This is a genomic window from Aequorivita sp. CRS11, from assembly GCF_059693805.1.
In genome coordinates, this window is sequence record NZ_JCATIG010000003.1 from 391,415 (window position 1) to 410,314 (window position 18,900).

Genomic DNA, 18,900 nt, shown 5'->3' on the forward strand with positions numbered 1-18,900 from the left:
ATTAATTTTTAGTAGTGTCTAAAATCTGTTTTAACATCTTTTCGGTAATTAAATAGGTGGGTTTTACACCTGTTGTTCCCAATCCCCCCGAAGCCAAAGTGCTTCCGGTTTCCAATGGATTATCTGAGGCGTAATAGGCATAGCGCACCTTCACTTTTGGGCTGATGCTTCGCCTAATTTTGGAAGCTGCCTGAATCGCTTTTTGATAATGTGCGCCTTCCATTTCAAGTCCAATCACATTCCACGTTGAATTGTGAAAGAATTTCAGCAAATCCCTATTTTGAAGCGAAGTTCCCAGCACCGAAATCATCGTTCCTGTACAAACCTTAACGTCATCATCCTTAAAAAGTGATTTGTCCAATTTATTTTTGAATGGATAATTGTCTGCAGTACCTTCAAAAACATGGGCTGACGGAATCATAATATCGCCCTTTCCACCTTCCAAAATTCCTGCTTTTCCCATTATAGAGACTGAAGCCACATTTAAGAAATGCCGCACTTTATTAGCATCCACAAATGGTTTTAAAAGCTCGTCCATTGTTTCATAGGCTTGCTCGCCAAATGCATAATCCATCACAATTATGACAGGTTTTTTTGAGTTCTCAACCTCCTTCAACCCTTCTATATAGGGACTTTGTTTAATTTTGGAGGTATCAATTATTTGCACATCAATATTTGTCCCGCTTTGGTCCTCAATAAACATCATTCCTTCCGCGAGCGCGGTTTTGTTTACTTTTTCACGGAGCTTACCGTTGGAAGCAATACTGAGTGCCTCAAAAACCTCCATCGCTTTTTTCTTTGAGAATTCTGCCGAAAGCGCCTTTGGACCATATAAACTGTTCATTACGCTGTGCATATTGGCACTTATAATATGCAACGGACGCTCCAATAAGCCTTTATCTTGAAGCGCGTGTTTTATAGCATAGGCCCACAGTTCGCCGTGAATGTGATGTCCCAGACGCTCGCGCAAAACCGGACTAAAAGTAATTATACGTTTATTATCTTCAATAATTTCATCTATGGCAAGCTTTCCTAAAAAATAGATAATATTAAAGAAACGGTTCTCGTTCTTTTCACTTGCGAAAAAGGGATATACGCTTTTTACTTCTTCAAAGGTTCTTCCCAGAAAATTTGCAGTGTGCGTAAGGGCCACTTCCTTTTCCTCCTGTGAAAGTTTCCCTTTTTTGAGAACAGCTTGTTCTAGCTTTTTCCAATCGCGAATCACTTCGCCGTTCTCGTTAATGAGCACCTGCTTCATAATTTTGTGCGACTCTATGAAAAGAAAGGTAAGGTGCGTTAGAATATCATAGATTTCCGAACGGCCACGCGTAATTTCAATATTCATTTGTTCCGAATCTATTCGGTAACAATTTCGGCGGCGTTTTAGGGGAATTATGGGTTCAAAATGTGAGTTTTTGTAACCTTCATCACTGGTTAAGTTAATAAATCGGCATTCCTCAATTCCGTACGGCAAACGGTCCATCACGTAAAGCAGACCCTGCAATTCAATTTTTTCTTCTTTTATAGAGCCATAGATTTCAGGACGAAGGGTTAATAATGATTCACGAAGTGTTTCTCCCGAAACTCCCATAGGCTTGTAAAACCCCCGATTAAAGAGGTGGCGCATTGTTATATAAAGCCGCTCAATGGCCTGCGTGCTCTCTTGGGCACGTGTTCTTGTATGTGATTTCAATTTATTCATTGGGTGCAAAGATAACACTAATTTTGGGGCTGTATTTGAAGTAGTGCATCAGCAATTTTACGATCGTTGGAAAGTCGCGGCACCTTGTTTTGGCCGCCCAGTTTGCCCTGTGATTTCATATATTGCTGAAAACTATCCCGTTTAAGTGATGAAATCTTTAATGATTGAAGTACTTTTCCTTCAATTAAATCGAAATAATAAGAGTTTTGTTGTTGCATTTCGGCATCAAGAAATTCAGCTACTTTTTGAAGGTTTTCAGGTAGAGTTTCAAATTCTACTAGCCATTCGTGATATGGAAGGTTTTCTTCGGAAGGCGTAATTTGCGGGGCAACGGTAAATTCGGTAATCGAAAAATTGAATTTTGAAATAGCCTTGTTCATCGCTTCTTCCACTTCTTTTCCAATCACGTGCTCCCCAAAAGCCGAAATAAAATGTTTTATTCTTCCGGAAACAATTACACGATAGGGTTTCGTTGAAGTAAACTGCACGGTATCGCCCAGATTATAGGCCCAAAGCCCTGCGTTTGTTGAAATTATCATTACATAATTCACGCCCATTTCAACTTCGCCAATTGTCAATCGTTTCGGGTTTTCATCAAAAAATTCACCTGCTTTAATGAATTCATAGAAAATTCCCGAGTTTAAAAGCAGCAACATTCCTCTTTCCTTTTGGCTATCCTGAAATGCAAAAAAGCCCTCACTGGCAGGAAACAATTCGATGCTGTCAACCTTTCTTCCTATTAAATTTTCAAACTTGGCGCGATAGGGTTCAAAATTGACACCGCCGTAAATGAAGAGGTTGAAGTTTTTAAAAAGGTCGCCCACCTTCTTCCCGGTTTTTTTCTGAAGTTTTTCAAAATACATCTGCACCCACGAGGGAATGCCGCTGATAACGGTCATATTTTCATCCTTAGTTTCCTCAACAATGGCGTCAACTTTAGTTTCCCAATCGTCTATGCAATTAGTTTCCAAGCTTGGCAAACGGTTTTTTTGAAGATATGCGGGAACGTAATGTGCAACGATGCCAGAAAGCCGGCCTACCTTAATTCCGTTCTTCTCCTGCATTTCTGGGCTTCCCTGTAGAAATATCATTTTACCATTTACAAATTTGGCGTTACCAGTTTCGTTTATGTAACATAAAATTGCGTTGCGGGCGGCTTCAATGTGATATGGCATAGATTCCTTGGTAAGTGGAATATATTTCGCGCCTGACGTTGTGCCGGAAGTTTTCGCAAAATAGAGCGGTTTTCCGTTCCATAAAATATTTTCTTCCCCAGCAACCACACGTTCTACATAGGGCTTTAAATCTTCATAATCGCGAATTGGAACCTTCTTTGCAAAATCTTCAAAAGAATTTATATTTTCAAAATCGTGATCTTTTCCGAAGGCAGTATTTTTTGCATCCGCAATTAAAGCCTCAAAAACCTTTTGCTGGGTTTCAACAGGTTTTGTGGCCCAGTTCTGGATTCTGTTTACAACAATTTTGGCAAATATCTTTGCGCCGAGTGATTTTATGAACATAGGCTATCAGTCAAAGTCGATGAAACTTGTTGGGTTAACGGGGAAGCCATCACGCCAAAGTTCAAAATGTAAATGGGGGCCAGTAGTGAGTTCGCCAGTATTTCCTACTGTTCCAATCACTTCACCCGCTTTAACAATTTCGCCCTGTTCCTTAGTGAGCATTGCATTATGCTTATAAGCGGAAATCAGGTTGTTGTCATGTTTCAAAATTATAACATATCCCGTTGCAGCGGTCCATTCAGCAAAAATAACCGTCCCATCGGCAACAGCCTTCACTGGTGAATCCTTGGCTGTAACCACATCAACTGCGTAGTGTTTTGACCTGGAATCATAATTTTCCGAAATAGCGCCTTTTACAGGTGCAAAGAGTGCATATTGTTGGACTTGTGGAGCAATCAAAGGGTTGTATTTATCTTCTTTGGCAACTGCTTGTCTAAGCAAAGAGTCTTTTCTGGAAGTACGTATTAAAACGGAAGGGTCTGTTTTGGCTACCTCAATGAGTGAATCTTTGTTGAAATTTACAGTTTTTACGTCGCCTGTAAGGACTTTTTTGATAGAAGCAAGGTATTGCTCATTTACATCAAGAATCTGCTGTAATGAGTCTGTTTTATACGCTAAACTTGTGGCTTTCTTTTTTAAAGCCGTGGAAGAATAGCCCGGAATATATTCACGAAGAGGCGTAAAAGCAATTATAAAAGTAGTTGCCAATATAAGAAATAAGGCAAAAAGAGTACTGAAAACAAACACATTCAGTCTATTCAGTTTAAACGAGAAGCGTTCTTCAAAAGTTTCCTCGTTTAGAATTACCAAGCGGTATTTGTGCAAAAGCTTCTTTTTGAACTTTTTGGTTCTTTTTTCTTTTTGGGTCATAATCTGCAATTGCTTTTTACAAATATAAAATAAACTGAAGCCCCACACGCTAAAGTTAATGTCAAAACGTTGTATCTAAACATTTCTTGTTACCTTTGCGTAATTAAATTTTTAAAATTATGAGTGCATTGTTTCTTCCTTTAGGTGTTATTGGCCCTTGGCAAATTGTATTGATTGTTGTGATCGTGTTATTGCTTTTCGGGGGAAAGAAAATTCCAGAGCTTATGCGTGGACTGGGAAGCGGCCTTAAAGAATTCAAAGATGCGTCTAAAGACGATTCTACAGATAAAAAGATTGACGATACCAAGTAAAATAGCATTTCGTCAAAAAAAAGAGCCTTTCAGTTTAAACTGAAAGGCTCTTTTTTTTGAAATATTTTTCTATGATTTACTCAATTTTGGCAGAGTTTAATATTGATTCCAGCTCAAATTGCAAGTCTCTTTTCGACACTGCGGGTGCATAAGTAAAACCTTCCAGAATTAAATAACGGTTGTTTTTCTCGTCACGAACGGCATAATTTACAAAGGGTCCGCCCATCCAATCGTCCTTTACTTCCCAGGTACCCTTAGTTTCATAAGCAAACTTTCCGTCAATTTTTGTTGTGAAAAGATAGGGTGCATAGGCATCTTCAGTAATAAATTCACCGTCATCCTCCACGGGCAACAGTCTGCTCCCTATGGAATCACGGATTTTAATTATATCTCCCACAGCTGTGCTGTCGTTGGTTATCATCTTTAAAGGAACCTCGTATACCAAGATGTTAGTCGTTCCGTCTTTTAAGTCTTTTCGCATCCAGAAAAAACTATCCGTTGCCTTTGCAATTCTATAAGCACTTGGTATTTGTAGGCTAACACCCATCACTTTTTTAAGTGAATCTGTTTTCATCAATGAAATAGCTGTTCTGCGTTGGCGCTCCTTTATTTCAGATTTGTGAAAGGTTTCAATTATCTGCGTTGCATTTTTATTTATAAGCTCAACCAATTTTTCTTCAGAAGATGCCTTTATTATTGCCCCAGCCTGAGGTTTGGCGTATTCATCCGTAGCAATGGTAACTTTGTCTTCTTCACTCAAAACCACATATAAAAAAAGCCTGTTACTACGAGCAAAACCCGTAAAAGCGTCGGGTGGCATTTGATTCATTGAAAAAAGTGGTTCATCTTGCGGGAGACCATCGGTGGGCGCTGCAAAGTTATTGCGTATAGCTTCACCAACAATGCCGTTCCAGAGGTCGTTTGGTGTGATAATCTGTAAGGCATTTATATTACCAACAGAATTGGGAACAAGTGATTTGTCTCTCTTACCGTTATTGTTGCAAGAAGCAAATGCAACAACAAACGCTAATAATGCGATCTTAATTATTTTCATTTAAAGGATGTTTTTGGAACTATCCTTTATATATTTTTAGTTTAGTTCCGGGCTTTATGTTATTGCCACTAATATCGTTCCAATTTTTGATATTTTGGACTGAAACTCCAGGAAATTTTTGCGAAATGCTCCATAACGAGTCTCCATTGCGCACAGTATATGTCTTTTCCGAAGATACATTTTGAGATTGTGCAGGAGTATTGCTGGCAATGTCCTGAGCGCTCTTCTTAGGATAAATAATTAAGTTCTGTCCTGCCCTAAGTGTATTGCTTCGCATACCGTTCCAACTCTTAATCTGGCTAACGCCCACGCCATATCTTTCGGCAATTCTACCTAAATAATCACCACGTTTTACGCGATAGCGGATTTTTTCAGGTTGCTCGTATAGTTCTGGCGCTGGCTTTTCTGCTTCTTCCTGCTCTTCCTGTGCAAAGGCGTAGATGGCGTTTTCATTATTCACAAAAGTACCTACCGCAGTCAATGGAAGGCGTAACATGTAGTTTTCATTTTTCACTACAGGTATAATGCCTAACTTATATGATGGATTCAAAAACTCTAGTTCTTCTTTATCGAGATTTGTAAGTTTTGCTACCTGATCTAAAGTTATCTGCTGCTTAACCCTAATAGTATCAGTTGCTATATAAGGAATTCTGGACCCCTGCTTTTTAAAGCCATGCTCTTGTGCATATTCAAAAATGTACATAGTAGCCAAAAATGCAGGAACATATCCCGCTGTTTCACGTGGAAGGTAATTGCGAAGATTCCAGTAATTGGTCTTGCCCCCGGAACGGCGTATCGCTTTGGAAACATTGCCTGGACCGGAATTGTATGCCGCAAGTGCCAAATCCCAATCATTGAAACTGGTATTTAAACTCTTCAAATATTTGCAGGCAGCTTCCGTTGCCATAATGGGATCGGAACGTTCATCAACATAAGAGCTTACGTCCAGCCCAAACATTTTGCCAGTTGGATACATAAACTGCCAAAGTCCAGTTGCGCCAACCCTTGACTGAGCGCGTGGGTTTAACGCAGATTCTACAATGGCTAAATACTTTAATTCCAAAGGTAAATTATGTCTGTCCAGTTCCTGTTCAAACATTGGAAAGTAATATTCACTAAGACCCATAAGTCGCTCTAAACTTCCGCGACGGTTCTTTAAATAATGTTTGATAACACTTTCCAATGAGGGATTGTACTCTACTTTGAAGGGAGTGCGGGCATCAAGGTCTTTTAGGCGTTGTTTCAAAACTTCGGTTGGAAGTTCATCATAATCTACCAAATCGTATTCCTGATTTACGACACTGTTATATATATCTTCAAAAAGATCTGATTTGTAGAGTTCTTTCAGCCAAAGACTATCTTTTTTTCGAGCCAAGGCCATATCTTTCAGGTCAAAGACAGTACTATCTTTAAGAGAGGTAGCCACTATGGTAGAAGGTAATTCTTCAGCAATTTTTGTAACTTTTATAGAATCAATTACCTGAACTTTTTTTGTGTTCAGCTTTTTGCTGTTCTTTTTGCCCTGTTGGGCAAAACTTATACTGCAGGCCAGCAACAGCACAAGGGGGAGGATTTTGTTTAGTTTCATCAGCTTCTTATTGCGTTTGGGGATTATAACAAACTCGCTTGATTAATACCTTTTCAAAGGGTTAATTTATTTGAATTCTTCAAAAAATGTAACGCCTTTTTAAATAAAAAATTTTATCAAAAATAATGATTTCGCGAAATTACGCAAATTTTAGGCTCAAAAGTCTAATATTGTGATATTTAACTTTTTCTATAACAAGGCTTTAATGCCTGGAAGCGTTTTGCCTTCCAGCATTTCCAGCATTGCGCCACCACCAGTGGATACATAACTCACTTTATCTGCAAGATTAAATTTTTGGACCGCAGCAACAGAATCACCCCCACCCACGAGTGAAAAAGCACCATTTTGAGAAGCTCTGGCAATATTTTGTCCTAAAATCTTGGTCCCCTCAGCAAATTTCTCCATTTCAAAAACACCCACGGGACCGTTCCATAAAATAGTTTTGGAATTGGCAATTACATCCGCAAAAATTTCATTGGTTTTAGGCCCTGCGTCAAGCCCCATCCAGCCTTCGGGTATATTGTCAACTGCGGAAATCTGCGTGTTTGCGGAATCTGAAAATGCATCAGCAATCACAGCATCAACAGGTAGATGTACAGAAACGTTTTTCTTTTTTGCTTCTTCTAAAATTTCCAGTGCAAGATTTTGTTTATCATCTTCCACCAGCGAACTGCCTATTTTTCCGCCCTGTGCTTTTATAAAAGTGAAGGCCATTCCCCCGCCAATTATGAGGTGGTCAATTTTATCGAGAATATTTTCAATAATTGTGATTTTTGAGGAAACTTTTGCGCCGCCAATTATTGCAGTGACGGGCTTTTCGCTGGTTTCCAATACTTTTTTTACATTTTCTATTTCCGAAGCGAGCAGGAGGCCGAAGCATTTGTTTTCAGGAAAAAATTCAGCAATTATAGCCGTAGAGGCATGGGCGCGATGTGCGGTTCCGAAAGCGTCGTTTACATAGACATCTCCGAGCTTTGAAAGTTTTTCGGCAAAAGTACGATCACCCTTCGTTTCTTCTTCATAATATCGCAAATTTTCAAGCAGGAGGATCTCACCAGATTTTAAATCTGCTACTGCTGTTTCTACCTTTTCGCCTATGCAGTCATCAATAAATTTTACCTGAACGCCTAAAATAGCTGATAAAGGCTTAACAATATGCTGAAGTGAAAATTCTGTTTCCTTATTTTTTGGCCTTCCGAGATGGGACATTAAAACACAGCTTCCGCCATCTTCCAAAATTTTTAAAATCGTTGGTTTGGCGGCACAAATACGGGTATCATCGGTAACGTGAAAATTTTCATCCAACGGCACGTTGAAATCCACGCGTATCAATGCCTTTTTGCCTTTAAAATCTATGTCGTGTACTGTTTTCATCTTTCAAAATTTTATCCAGCAAATATAGCCTTTTTGATATTTATCGTTTGGCGAATAATTCCATTTAAAAATAATTTTCAAACGTTTACATAGTAAAAAATGAATCAGGAATTTCATCAGGAATTAAAGCGAAGAAATGTTTAGATTTGCGAATGGATTTTTCAGAAGTAATCGGTCACCAAAATTTAAAATCACATCTTTCAAAAACCGTTGAAAACGGCCGAATTCCGCATGCACAGCTATTTTCGGGCGTTAACGGCAGTGGTTTATTGCCAATGGCCATTGCGTATGCCTCAGAACTTCTTTGCAGCCAATTTGAGAAAGGAAGCCCCGAATATATTTCCTGCAAAAACAAAGTTTCAAAATTGATACATCCCGATTTGCATTTTGTTTATCCGGTAAATACAAGTGATATTGCAAAGAAAAATGCTATTTCTGATAATTACGCTGAAGGATGGCGCAGTTTTGTTTTAAATAATCCCTACGCATCTCTTTTTGAATGGCTGCAAAGTTTAGGTCTGGAAAAAAAACAAGGTAACATTAGCAAATTTGAAGCAGAGAACATTTCGAAAAAATTATCATTAAAAGCTTTTGAAGGAGGCTACAAAGTGATGATCATTTGGATGGCCGAGAATATGAACGGTGAATGTGCCAATAAAATCCTGAAATTGGTTGAAGAACCTACTGAAAAGACACTACTTCTGCTTCTGACGGAGCGGGAAGAGCAGATTATCACTACAATTCGTTCTAGGTGCCAAAAGTTAACCTTCCCATTACTTTCTGAAGCAGATATATCTGAAGCATTAACATCTAATTTAAGAGTAAAAGAACAGTTAGCTGTCCAAACTGCCCGTAGAGCGCGAGGTGATTACAATAAAGCACTGCAGTTATTGGACGAAACTGGCGAAGATGAAGTTTTTGAGAAATGGTTTATAAGTTGGGTGCGTACTGCTTTTAGGGCGAAAGGCAATAAAGGTGCTATTAATAATTTGTTGGACTGGAGTGATGAACTTGCCGGACAGGGAAGGGAAACCCAAAAAAAATTTCTGAATTATTGCATTGAAGTTTTTCGACAGGCGCTTTTAAAAAATTACGGTGCCAATTCGTTATTATTTTTTGATGCCAATGACGCCACTTTTTCATTACCCAAATTTTCTCCATTCGTGCACCAGAATAATATTTTTGAAATTAATTCAGCTTTGGAAGATGCTTCTTATCACATTGAGCGAAATGGTAATGCCAAAATTATTTTTACAGATCTCTCCATCAAATTGACTCGATTGATTCATCAACCCGAACTCACATAAATTTATCTTATAAAAATAAATTTCTAATCGATTTTTATTATTAAAAGCAAGCGCTTCTTCTTCCTTCTAAGCGAAGAAAACATTTCAGCTCTACCTCAGGCGCCTTTTGGGGCCGACTGTGCCTTAAAGGCGCCCAAACAGGCTTAATTATGTTTTTTGAAGCAGTAAATATGTGAAGAATATTCTTTTGTAGCTTTTGCTTTAATATTTGATATAAAACCAATCCAAAACGCTTTAAAAGAAAAATTATTCCCGGTTTTATATTTTTCAGAAAGAAGGCTTACATAAAACGAATCAAAAATCATTGGTTTTATTTTTTTAAGTTGAAATTTTTCAGCAAATAGTTTTTCAATGGAATCTTTAGAAAAATGCCAAAGATGACGAGGCACATCAAAAGCCGCCCAAAACCTTCCGTAATGTTTTGCATCAAAGCTTTTAAAATTTGGAACTGCAATGATCAGTGTACCGTTTGGTTTTACCAAATTTGATAGTTCTGAAATAGTTTCTTCTAAATTTGGAACATGCTCAAGGACATGCCAAAGTGTGATAACATCAAATTGCTTTCCGGCAAAATCCTTTAATGAGCTCTTTAAATTAATTCCCTTTTTATTTGCCAGTTTCAATGCATTGGGATTAGGCTCCATTCCATAAACCTCCCAACCTTTTTCTTTAGCAATCTTTAAAAAATCTCCAGTGCCAGCCCCGACATCCAATAAAGATCCAGCTCCATTATTTTGAGCATAAATTAATTTTGCTTTTTTCTGAAGTGACCATTTTTTCACCAATTGATATAGATTGGAAAGCAAGCCGCGCTTTTCGTCGGTATGTGAAATGTACTCCTCGCTTTCGTAATATTTTGGGAGATCTTCAGTTTTTGGAACGGGTTCGGTTATAAGCAGATCCAACTCTTTTGAATAAATTAAATCAAAAGTTTCCCCTGAGACTAAAAAATCTTTAACCGATAAATATTTATTTTCTGATTCTTGCAAATTTAATAGTGTTTCACGTGAAACAATCGTCTAACGCCCCATATAAACTAACAGCACCGAAATATCGTTTGGAGAAACGCCACTTATTCGGGAAGCCTGCGAAACCGTTGCGGGTTTAATTTTTGAAAGTTTTTCCCGTGCTTCATAGGAAAGTGATTTCAATTTTGAATAATCAAAAGAAACGGGGATTTTTAAACCTTCCAACCTATTTAGTTTATCTGCATTATTTTTTTCTTTTTCAATATAGCCGGAATATTTCACTTGGATTTCCGCCTGTTCAATCATTTCAGAGTCCAAATCATTTTCTGCTATATAATTCTCTACAGAAGTAATTGTTTTCATATCCGCCATTGTGACTTCCGGACGTGAAAAGAATTTAAACATTTTGTCGCTTTGATTTACCGTAGCAGAATCGCGAGCTAAAAATATCTCGTTAATTTCTTCCGGCGAGACGCTGGTTTCTTTGAAAAATTGCACAAAAGCTTCAGATTTAATCTTTTTCTCCTCCATTTTTCGCATTCTCTTTTCATTGGCCAATCCAATTTCGAATGCTTTAGGAGTTAATCTGAAGTCAGCATTATCTTGGCGCAAGAGCGTTCTATATTCCGCCCGTGAAGTAAACATTCTGTAAGGCTCTTCCGTGCCTTTTGTTATAAGGTCATCTATCAAAACACCAATATACGCTTCATTTCTTTGTAGCGTAAAAGGATCTTTATCCTGAACTTTAAGATGCGCATTTATACCGGCCATTAATCCTTGTGAGGCTGCTTCTTCATAACCGGTTGTTCCATTAATTTGTCCGGCAAAATAGAGACCCGAAACAAGTTTAGTCTCCAAAGTATGTTTTAATTGCGTTGGCGGAAAATAATCATATTCAATTGCATAACCGGGACGGAAAAACTTTACATTTTCAAAGCCCGCAACTTGGCGCAATGCTTTAAATTGTACATCCTCGGGAAGGGAGGTTGAAAACCCATTTATATAATATTCTACCGTATCCCAACCCTCTGGCTCCACAAAAAGCTGATGTCTATCTTTATCTGCAAATCGATTGATTTTGTCCTCAATTGAAGGACAATATCTTGGGCCGAGACTTTTAATAGCACCGTTAAACATTGGCGATCTGTCAAACCCTTCACGTAAAATATCGTGTACATCTAAACTAGTATAACTCATATGGCATGAGCGCTGGTTCTTTAAAGGTGCAGTTTCATCAGAAAAAGAAAACTTTTCAGGAACGTCATCACCGGGCTGTTCAATCATTTTGGAAAAATCCAATGAGCGACCATCTACTCTCGGAGGCGTCCCCGTTTTCATTCTTCCTGCCTCAAAACCTAAATTTATTAAATCCTGGGTTATACCAGTGGAGGCTTTTTCACCAGCTCGTCCACCCCCAAATTGCTTATCCCCGATATGAATTAATCCATTTAAAAAAGTTCCGTTTGTTAGGACAACACTTTTAGCTTTAATTTCTAAACCCAATGAAGTTCTAACCCCTTTAATCCTTCCATTTTGAACGATAATTCCTGAGATCATTTCCTGATAAAAATCAAGATTCGGAGTTTGCTCAAGCATAATCCGCCAAGTTTCGGCAAAACGCATGCGGTCGCTCTGAACGCGAGGACTCCACATAGCGGGTCCTTTTGATTTGTTGAGCATCTTGAATTGAATTGCAGTTTTATCAGACACAATTCCGCTATAACCGCCAAGCGCATCAATTTCTCGAACAATCTGTCCCTTGGCTATGCCCCCCATTGCCGGGTTGCAACTCATTTGTGCTATTGTCTGCAAATTCATTGTAACCAATAGGGTTTTGGAGCCCATATTGGCGGCAGCGGCAGCGGCCTCAGATCCTGCGTGGCCAGCACCGACAACAATTACATCGTACTCTTTTGGAAACATATCACTATTGTTCCACGTGGAACATTTTTGTTAAATCAATTTTTAAAAGGGGTGCAAAATTACAATAAATATCTAATTATAAAGCAAATAAAGAATGAAACTATTTAATCGATTTCTGAGAGCTTTTGAAGTGATTCATCCTCCTTTTTGCGCATACATTTTTCCTCATTATCACTTTTGTCTTTATAACCACAAAAATGAAGTATCCCATGGATCATGACTCTGTGTAATTCGTCTTCAAATTTGGTTTTGAAATCTACTGAGTTTTCCAACACTCGTTCTATAGAAATATAAATCTCGCCATTTATTTGTTTGCTCATTCCATAATCAAAACTTATGATATCGGTGAGCGTGTCATGATTTAAAAATTCAACGTTTAGTTTGTGTAAATAATTATCATCACAAAAAATATATATAATGTCTCCTTCTTCCCGTCCTTCAGAATTGATAATATTCAGAATCCAATCCTTAACATTAGATTCATTCTTCAATCTGAAATCGGTTAAATAATTAAACTCAATCATCTTTTTCCTCAAAGTATTCCTGAACTTTTGTCTTATAATCCTGTTGTAAAGGTAGGGCCTCGCGATTCAAAATTTCAGTAGTGTTAAAGTATTTTTTTATATCATCAGGGGCGAGCTGGACATTATTTCGAAAATCTTTTTTATTAGTTTGTGATTCTCTTCTATTTTCCTGTCCCTGTTCCAAATCTGCTTTGTCGAGTTTTAGTAATTCATATTTTAGATTGAGCATTTGTTGAAGGGTATTCTGGTTAAAACCCTTATCCAGCAATTGTTGTTCAATCCCTTCCATTTTCTTTAGCAAATCTCCTCCCTTTCCATTTAAGCTCTCTTTACTTAATCTGTCTTGAAGTTGATTTCGGAGATCTTGTTGTTGCTTAAAAATTTCGAAAAGCTCTCCATTCAAATCTTCACTGTTCCCATTACCTTCTTTGTTATCTCCCTTTTCATTTCCATTTTTTCCATCTCTTCCGTTCTCTCCATTCTCACCATTACCGTCGCCACTACCATCACCATCGCCCTCTCCTTCACCTTCGCCTTTAGAGCCCTTTTTTCCTTTATTTATTCCTTCCTTCATCTTTTCACTTAAGCTTTCCTGTTTTTTTATAATATCAGGAAGCTGAAATCCGCCACTACTTCCAGAACCAGGTTTTGGAGTTCCCTTTCCAGAGCCAGACCCCATAGACATAGACATCTGCATTTGCATATTGCTCAATATTTCACTCAGCATCACCGCCAAATCATTGGCGCCTGTAATTGTATATTGTTGATTACCAATACCTTGTCTTGATTGATTTTGAGCCAATCGTTCTAAAGATTTGTCAATATTGTATTGAATTTCAGTTAAGGAAGTGTTTATTTGTGTGCCAATCATAGGCTGTCTGAGAGAAAGCGCAAATATGCTGTCATCTATATGTTCAAAATTGGTTTTAAGATCGTTTTGAACATTCAATTTTTTACCAAAAATAGGATTTCCATATTCTATTTTTTTAAAGGTTTCCATCAAATCTTCTTGTTGAAATGAAAAAACAACAAGATTGTCAACGATCTGCCGTAGCATTTTGGCATCTTCCTCAATAGATTCCATTTGCCCAGATTTCATCTGCATTTGCATAGCCTTACTCATCTGTTTCATCTTTTGGCCAGCCTTTTTCTGGTTTTTTCCAGCATCGTTAGGTTTTTGTTGCTTTAACTTATCGGTTGCTTTTTCTTGTTCTTCATCAATTTGCTGTTCTGTCGGTTTATCCTCAGGAATATCTATAGGTTTTTTCAGATCATCATTTTCCTTCTGAAGTTCGTCCATCTCTTTTTTATAATCTTCAAATTTTTTATTGAGTTCCTCTTGGGCCTCTTTGGTGTTTTCATCAGCGGGCTTGTCTGCTAATTTCTCCTGCTCTTCACCCATTTCAAAAAGTTCCTCAGCTAACTTCTCTGCTTTCTTTTCAACATAATATCTTTTCGTTAGTTCGAGTAGTTGCTCGAGATTTTTCTCTTGATTTTTATTTTGTTTTGAAAGTTTTTCAAGTTTCTCTGTCAATTCTTCCTTGGCAATCTTATCCTGCAATTTCTCAAGCTCCTCCAGCAGTTTTTCATTTTCCTTTATACGCTCTTCATTTTCGTCCAAACGTTTTTCAAGTTCTTCCTTAAATGGATCTTTTTCTTGATTTTCAGGCTGAAAATTCTGAAGTTCTTCTTTCATTTCCTTTGAAAAGTTCTTCATCAATTCCTCTTGTTGCTTTTGGCGCTGTAGAAAGTTTTCCAACTTCTTTTTATCATTGTAGTTGAGCTCATTCTTCTCTTTCTGTGTTCGCGAAAGTTCTTCGAGTGTTTGCTTTTGGTCCTTGAATTCCTCCAAAGATTTGTCCAGCCCCTTTATAGCGTTTTGTTGATTTTGAAGTTGCTCGTTTTCCAACTCATCCTTTGTAAGTTTTCTAAAGGAATATATTCCAGATTTCGAAGATTTGTAATTATGAATGGCGTCATTATCAAAAACCTCAAAATAATATTCATATGAAACTCCTTCGGTCAATGGTAGGTTACCGGGAAATGTATATGTGAATTGATCAAAATTTGTCTTATTGAGTGGAAGCGCCTGTGTTTTGGCCTGCTTTTCTCCACCTTCGGGAAAATATACCAAACGAAGTTTAGTAAGCCCATAATCATCTGAAATCTGTCCCAAAAAGAATACACGTTGGGTATTAGTGCTATCCTGTTTGGACTGTACATCAATCTCGGGATACTGATCTTTTACCACATTCAGCGTGAATGCTAGATTTTCATAATCCTTCAATTTTTCGTTGGAAGTGGTAATGGCATAATCAAATTTATTATAAACACCCTTTTCAAAATTGAATGATTTGCTTTTTGAAGTAAAGGAAAATGAAGTATCGGCAGTTTTCAAAGTAACTGCATCTGTATTCTTAGTAGCCACATTCCATTTTACCAGCGTTCCTTCGGGAATAGTTGCATTTCCGGTACTTTTCAAGGTTTCGTCTCTTTTCCCTATGTAGGAAGGATAATCCAGAACCATTTCAAAATTGAGCAAGGTGGGGGTTTTTACAACATCTAGTGTGTATTCACGGGAACTCACTTTATTCGCCTTTAAACTGAAATCAATAGATTCCACAGGCTGCTGAAAAGTATATTCAAACAATCCCGGCGCTGTCTGCTGCATATAATAGGTTTCACCGCCGTAATTTATACTCGCATTTTCAGGAATGGCTGTTCCTTGCGTACGGATTTTTAAATTGAAAGGTTTGTTTTCAACTGCGTTCAAATCGCCATTCATCACAATAAAAGAGAAAGGTGCAGGCGGCTCAAAGGCAGTGTCATAATGCACTACTCGCGTGTAACTGCTTGAAAAAATATCCATTCCTCCCAAGGCGCTGAAGAGAATAAATACCAAGATAGGAATGGCAGCATATTTCAAGTATTTGGCGTTATTTTTAAAATTCACCGCGCTTTTAAAAGGAACCGGTTGCAGTTCGGTAGCTTTTTGATCGATACTCGCAGCGAGCAATTCACTTTCACGTTGATTTTGATTAAGCTGAATTACGTTTAGCAGTTTATCATTTACCTGCGGAAAATGGTTTCCAATTATTTTGGAAGCCTGCATATAATCTATTCCTTGTTGAAGTTTGAAAAGTTTGGCAAGCGGAAAAGCGATAAACCGAATAAATAAGCCCAATTCCACAATTACAAAGGCCCAAAATAAAATGCGCCTTCCCAACGGATTTAGCCAAAGAAAATATTCAACGAGCAACGTTATCAACAAATACAGTAGCCCAATGGCAAAGAAAAGGATAGCGCCTTTTATAAGCTCATTGGTGTAGTATTTCTTGATAAACTCCTCCAGTTTTTGCTGGATTATGCTAAAAGTGCTCATAGGTTTGATTCCTTCTTTTGAAAACTTCTAAAATACAATAATATTTTGTGCTAACCACGCCACAAATATTGCTCCAAAAAAAGAAAAAACCGCACTCCCCAATAACTTTAAAATGCGCTTTCAGAATTGTACCTTTGCCACTTCACAAAAAGAATGCAGATTATGTCTCAAAAAATTAGGGTTCGTTTTGCCCCCAGTCCAACAGGTCCTTTACATATTGGCGGTGTTCGCACGGCTTTGTTCAATTATTTATTCGCAAAAAAACACGGCGGAGATATCCTTTTGAGAATTGAAGACACCGACCAAACCCGTTATGTGGAAGGCGCCGAGTCATACATTATTGAAGCTTTAAATTGGTTAAATATCCCCGTTGATGAAGGTCCGGGGAAAGAAAAAGATTGTGGTCCATACCGCCAAAGCGAGCGCAAAAACCTCTATAAACAATACGCAGACGCGTTAATTGAATCCGGAAATGCATACTATGCATTTGATACTGCCGAAGAACTTGATGCACACAGAAAAGACCACGAGGCAAAAGGGAAAACCTTTATTTACAATTGGCATAATCGATTTAAACTTAAAAATTCCCTAGTTTTTTCTGCGGAAGAAACGCAGCAGAAAATCGCAAAAGGCGAAGAATACGTAATCCGTTTTAAATCTCCAGAAGATGAAACGCTTCATTTAAAAGATATCATTCGTGGCGAAATGCAAGTGGAGACAAGCATTCTTGATGATAAGGTATTATTTAAAAGTGATGGAATGCCAACCTACCATTTGGCGAATATCGTGGATGACCATTTAATGAAAATAACCCACGTTATCCGTGGCGAAGAGTGGCTGCCATCATTGGCACTTCATGTTTTGTTGTATCGCGCATTTGGTTGGAATGCTCCGCAATTCGCTCATTTACCGTTAATTTTAAAACCAACTGGCAACGGTAAACTAAGTAAGCGCGATGGTGACAAAATGGGTTTTCCCGTTTTTCCATTGGAATGGAAAACATCTGAAGGCGATGTGTTTTCAGGCTATCGCGAAGACGGTTATTTGCCCGAAGCTGTTGTAAATATGCTCGCCTTTTTGGGCTGGAACCCCGGAACGGAGCAGGAAATTTTCAGTCTAGAGGAATTGGTGGAAGCTTTTGAATTGGAAAGAGTTCACAAAGCTGGGGCAAAATTCGATCCCGAAAAAACAAAATGGTTTCAGCATCAATATATGCAAACTGTTGATGATTTAAAACTTGCAGGAGAGTTTGGGGAATTTTTGGAAGCAAAAAAGGTTTCGACTGAGCTCAACCTGACAAAAATCGTTTCCTTACTTAAAGAACGAGCAACATTTGTAAGCGATCTGTGGGAACAGGGAGGTTTCTTTTTTAAAGCACCAAAAACATACGATGAAAAAGCTTCGGAAAAAGCTTTTAAAGTTGAAACACCTGATTTGCTTCAAAAAGTGGTTTCACATTTAAATAGTTCCGAAGACTTTTCAGCAGAAAATCTTTCAGCGCAAATAAAAGGATGGGTTACTTCGGAAAATATTGGTTTCGGAAAAGTGATGATGCCTTTGCGGTTGGCGCTAGTGGGCGAAATGAAAGGGCCGGATGTGTTTGATATTCTTTCAATTTTAGGAAAAGAAGAAAGTATTTCACGAATTGAAAAAGCGATACGATTTATGGGTCAAAAATAAATAACGGCCATCAAAACGATTGTGGAACTGTTTCCCTTAAAATCTTCGTTTTCCAAACCTTTATCGTTTAAGCTTCCCAGTATATTGGTTACTCCGTACTGATACTGTGCGCTTACGCGAAAATGTTCCAAACCAGCGGTAAGCCCCCCAGCAAGACGTACATTAAATTGTGAAATATCCTGAATATCCTTTGCTTTAAGTGAATTGTAACCCGTTAGTGTATAATTTTCATATTTATCATCATCAAGCTTCATCTTGCCGGTAATATCGAATACAGGCCCGAATTCAAGACTCAAATGCTTAACGACAATGTTATAACTTCCAAGAAAATTAAGCTGTACGCCCTGAATGGTATAGCCTATATTTTCGGTATTGCCCAAAAGACCTCGCCCTTCCGCGCCTACAGATGCACTTTGAAAACTCAGTCCATAAATTAAGTCGAAGTTATTTCGAAAAGCACCACGGGTGGTGAAACCAGCTGTAAATCCCTCTTTTTGCTGGGTTACCAAATCGTCTGTTATGATATCAAAAAAGGTAATTCCGCCCTGTATTCCAAGAAAATTGTAACCGTCATAATTGCGCTGGCTATAGCTTTGTTGAAGTGCGAAAAGAAAAAGTGTAGCAAAAATTAATTTTTTAAGACTCATAACTGGGGATATATTTTAGGGGCGTGAAAATAGCTTTAATTTTGTATCTT

Annotated in this window: 14 protein-coding genes; 3 read left to right on the forward strand and 11 right to left on the reverse strand. The window is 38.0% G+C overall.

Features of this window, described 5'->3' with window-relative positions:
* Nucleotide 1: 1 nt before the first annotated feature.
* The 3 genes from AC58DT_RS07785 to AC58DT_RS07795 are packed head-to-tail and all read right to left on the reverse strand — an operon-like array spanning nucleotide 2 to nucleotide 4,092.
* Nucleotides 2-1,702, reverse strand: coding sequence for a DUF6909 family protein (locus AC58DT_RS07785; RefSeq protein ID WP_497216306.1), 1,701 nt, complete (start codon nucleotides 1,700-1,702; stop codon nucleotides 2-4).
* Nucleotides 1,703-1,719: 17 nt separating this feature from the next.
* The gene (locus AC58DT_RS07790; RefSeq protein WP_497216307.1) at nucleotides 1,720-3,222 is read right to left on the reverse strand and encodes a GH3 auxin-responsive promoter family protein; all 1,503 of its coding nucleotides are present in this window, start codon (nucleotides 3,220-3,222) and stop codon (nucleotides 1,720-1,722) included.
* A gap of 6 nt (nucleotides 3,223-3,228) precedes the next feature.
* Nucleotides 3,229-4,092 carry a M23 family metallopeptidase gene (locus tag AC58DT_RS07795; RefSeq protein ID WP_497216308.1) on the reverse strand — a complete coding sequence of 288 codons (864 nt, stop codon included), beginning with the start codon at nucleotides 4,090-4,092 and terminating at the stop codon, nucleotides 3,229-3,231.
* A 119-nt stretch (nucleotides 4,093-4,211) separates the two neighbouring features.
* Between AC58DT_RS07795 and tatA the strand changes: the two genes are divergently transcribed.
* Nucleotides 4,212-4,403, forward strand: coding sequence for a twin-arginine translocase TatA/TatE family subunit (tatA, locus tag AC58DT_RS07800; protein ID WP_497216309.1), 192 nt, complete (start codon nucleotides 4,212-4,214; stop codon nucleotides 4,401-4,403).
* Between the two features lie 76 nt (nucleotides 4,404-4,479).
* Here the strand turns inward: tatA and AC58DT_RS07805 are convergent, their stop codons facing one another.
* The 3 genes from AC58DT_RS07805 to AC58DT_RS07815 form a co-directional block, all read right to left on the reverse strand.
* Nucleotides 4,480-5,457 carry a DUF4837 family protein gene (locus AC58DT_RS07805; RefSeq protein WP_497216310.1) on the reverse strand — a complete coding sequence of 326 codons (978 nt, stop codon included), beginning with the start codon at nucleotides 5,455-5,457 and terminating at the stop codon, nucleotides 4,480-4,482.
* A 19-nt stretch (nucleotides 5,458-5,476) separates the two neighbouring features.
* Nucleotides 5,477-7,045 carry a LysM peptidoglycan-binding domain-containing protein gene (locus AC58DT_RS07810; protein WP_497216311.1) on the reverse strand — a complete coding sequence of 523 codons (1,569 nt, stop codon included), beginning with the start codon at nucleotides 7,043-7,045 and terminating at the stop codon, nucleotides 5,477-5,479.
* Nucleotides 7,046-7,234: 189 nt separating this feature from the next.
* Nucleotides 7,235-8,419, reverse strand: a complete 1,185-nt coding sequence (locus tag AC58DT_RS07815; RefSeq protein WP_497216312.1) for a phosphoglycerate kinase — start codon at nucleotides 8,417-8,419, stop codon at nucleotides 7,235-7,237.
* Nucleotides 8,420-8,571: 152 nt separating this feature from the next.
* On the opposite strand from AC58DT_RS07815, the gene AC58DT_RS07820 reads away from it, so the two are divergent.
* On the forward strand, nucleotides 8,572-9,726 hold the full coding sequence (locus AC58DT_RS07820) for a DNA polymerase III subunit (protein WP_497216313.1): 1,155 nt from the start codon (nucleotides 8,572-8,574) through the stop codon (nucleotides 9,724-9,726).
* 143 nt (nucleotides 9,727-9,869) lie between these two features.
* Here the strand turns inward: AC58DT_RS07820 and AC58DT_RS07825 are convergent, their stop codons facing one another.
* From AC58DT_RS07825 to AC58DT_RS07840, 4 genes are all read right to left on the reverse strand, one after another.
* A complete protein-coding gene (locus tag AC58DT_RS07825; RefSeq protein ID WP_497216314.1) occupies nucleotides 9,870-10,508 on the reverse strand; it encodes a class I SAM-dependent methyltransferase in 639 nt (212 codons plus the stop codon).
* Nucleotides 10,509-10,745: 237 nt separating this feature from the next.
* Entirely contained in the window at nucleotides 10,746-12,617 is a 1,872-nt protein-coding gene (gene mnmG / locus AC58DT_RS07830) for a tRNA uridine-5-carboxymethylaminomethyl(34) synthesis enzyme MnmG (protein ID WP_497216315.1), read from the reverse strand.
* Nucleotides 12,618-12,721: 104 nt separating this feature from the next.
* Nucleotides 12,722-13,141: an rRNA maturation RNase YbeY gene (gene ybeY, locus AC58DT_RS07835; protein WP_497216316.1), complete on the reverse strand. Its 420-nt coding sequence runs from the start codon at nucleotides 13,139-13,141 to the stop codon at nucleotides 12,722-12,724.
* Nucleotides 13,134-16,523 carry a hypothetical protein gene (locus tag AC58DT_RS07840; protein ID WP_497216317.1) on the reverse strand — a complete coding sequence of 1,130 codons (3,390 nt, stop codon included), beginning with the start codon at nucleotides 16,521-16,523 and terminating at the stop codon, nucleotides 13,134-13,136. The genes ybeY and AC58DT_RS07840 overlap by 8 nt, the downstream gene beginning before the upstream one ends.
* 162 nt (nucleotides 16,524-16,685) lie before the next feature.
* On the opposite strand from AC58DT_RS07840, the gene gltX reads away from it, so the two are divergent.
* Nucleotides 16,686-18,203 (forward strand): glutamate--tRNA ligase, encoded by a 1,518-nt coding sequence (gene gltX / locus AC58DT_RS07845; RefSeq protein ID WP_497216318.1) that lies wholly within the window; start codon nucleotides 16,686-16,688, stop codon nucleotides 18,201-18,203.
* On the opposite strand, the gene AC58DT_RS07850 is transcribed toward gltX, so the two are convergent.
* The gene (locus AC58DT_RS07850) at nucleotides 18,194-18,850 is read right to left on the reverse strand and encodes a hypothetical protein (RefSeq protein WP_497216319.1); all 657 of its coding nucleotides are present in this window, start codon (nucleotides 18,848-18,850) and stop codon (nucleotides 18,194-18,196) included. The genes gltX and AC58DT_RS07850 overlap by 10 nt on opposite strands.
* Between the last annotated feature and the right edge of the window lie 50 nt (nucleotides 18,851-18,900).

Excerpts from the sequence above, each read along its gene's own strand:
- AC58DT_RS07815 (WP_497216312.1), bottom strand. The coding sequence starts at position 8,419 with ATGAAAACAGTACACGACATAGATTTTAAAGGCAAAAAGGCATTGATA.
- AC58DT_RS07810 (WP_497216311.1), bottom strand. The coding sequence starts at position 7,045 with ATGAAACTAAACAAAATCCTCCCCCTTGTGCTGTTGCTGGCCTGCAGT.
- AC58DT_RS07820 (WP_497216313.1), top strand. The coding sequence starts at position 8,572 with ATGGATTTTTCAGAAGTAATCGGTCACCAAAATTTAAAATCACATCTT.
- gltX (WP_497216318.1), top strand. The coding sequence starts at position 16,686 with ATGTCTCAAAAAATTAGGGTTCGTTTTGCCCCCAGTCCAACAGGTCCT.
- AC58DT_RS07785 (WP_497216306.1), bottom strand. The coding sequence starts at position 1,702 with ATGAATAAATTGAAATCACATACAAGAACACGTGCCCAAGAGAGCACG.
- AC58DT_RS07840 (WP_497216317.1), bottom strand. The coding sequence starts at position 16,523 with ATGAGCACTTTTAGCATAATCCAGCAAAAACTGGAGGAGTTTATCAAG.
- AC58DT_RS07805 (WP_497216310.1), bottom strand. The coding sequence starts at position 5,457 with ATGAAAATAATTAAGATCGCATTATTAGCGTTTGTTGTTGCATTTGCT.
- tatA (WP_497216309.1), top strand. The coding sequence starts at position 4,212 with ATGAGTGCATTGTTTCTTCCTTTAGGTGTTATTGGCCCTTGGCAAATT.
- AC58DT_RS07790 (WP_497216307.1), bottom strand. The coding sequence starts at position 3,222 with ATGTTCATAAAATCACTCGGCGCAAAGATATTTGCCAAAATTGTTGTA.
- AC58DT_RS07850 (WP_497216319.1), bottom strand. The coding sequence starts at position 18,850 with ATGAGTCTTAAAAAATTAATTTTTGCTACACTTTTTCTTTTCGCACTT.
- ybeY (WP_497216316.1), bottom strand. The coding sequence starts at position 13,141 with ATGATTGAGTTTAATTATTTAACCGATTTCAGATTGAAGAATGAATCT.
- mnmG (WP_497216315.1), bottom strand. The coding sequence starts at position 12,617 with ATGTTTCCAAAAGAGTACGATGTAATTGTTGTCGGTGCTGGCCACGCA.
- AC58DT_RS07795 (WP_497216308.1), bottom strand. The coding sequence starts at position 4,092 with ATGACCCAAAAAGAAAAAAGAACCAAAAAGTTCAAAAAGAAGCTTTTG.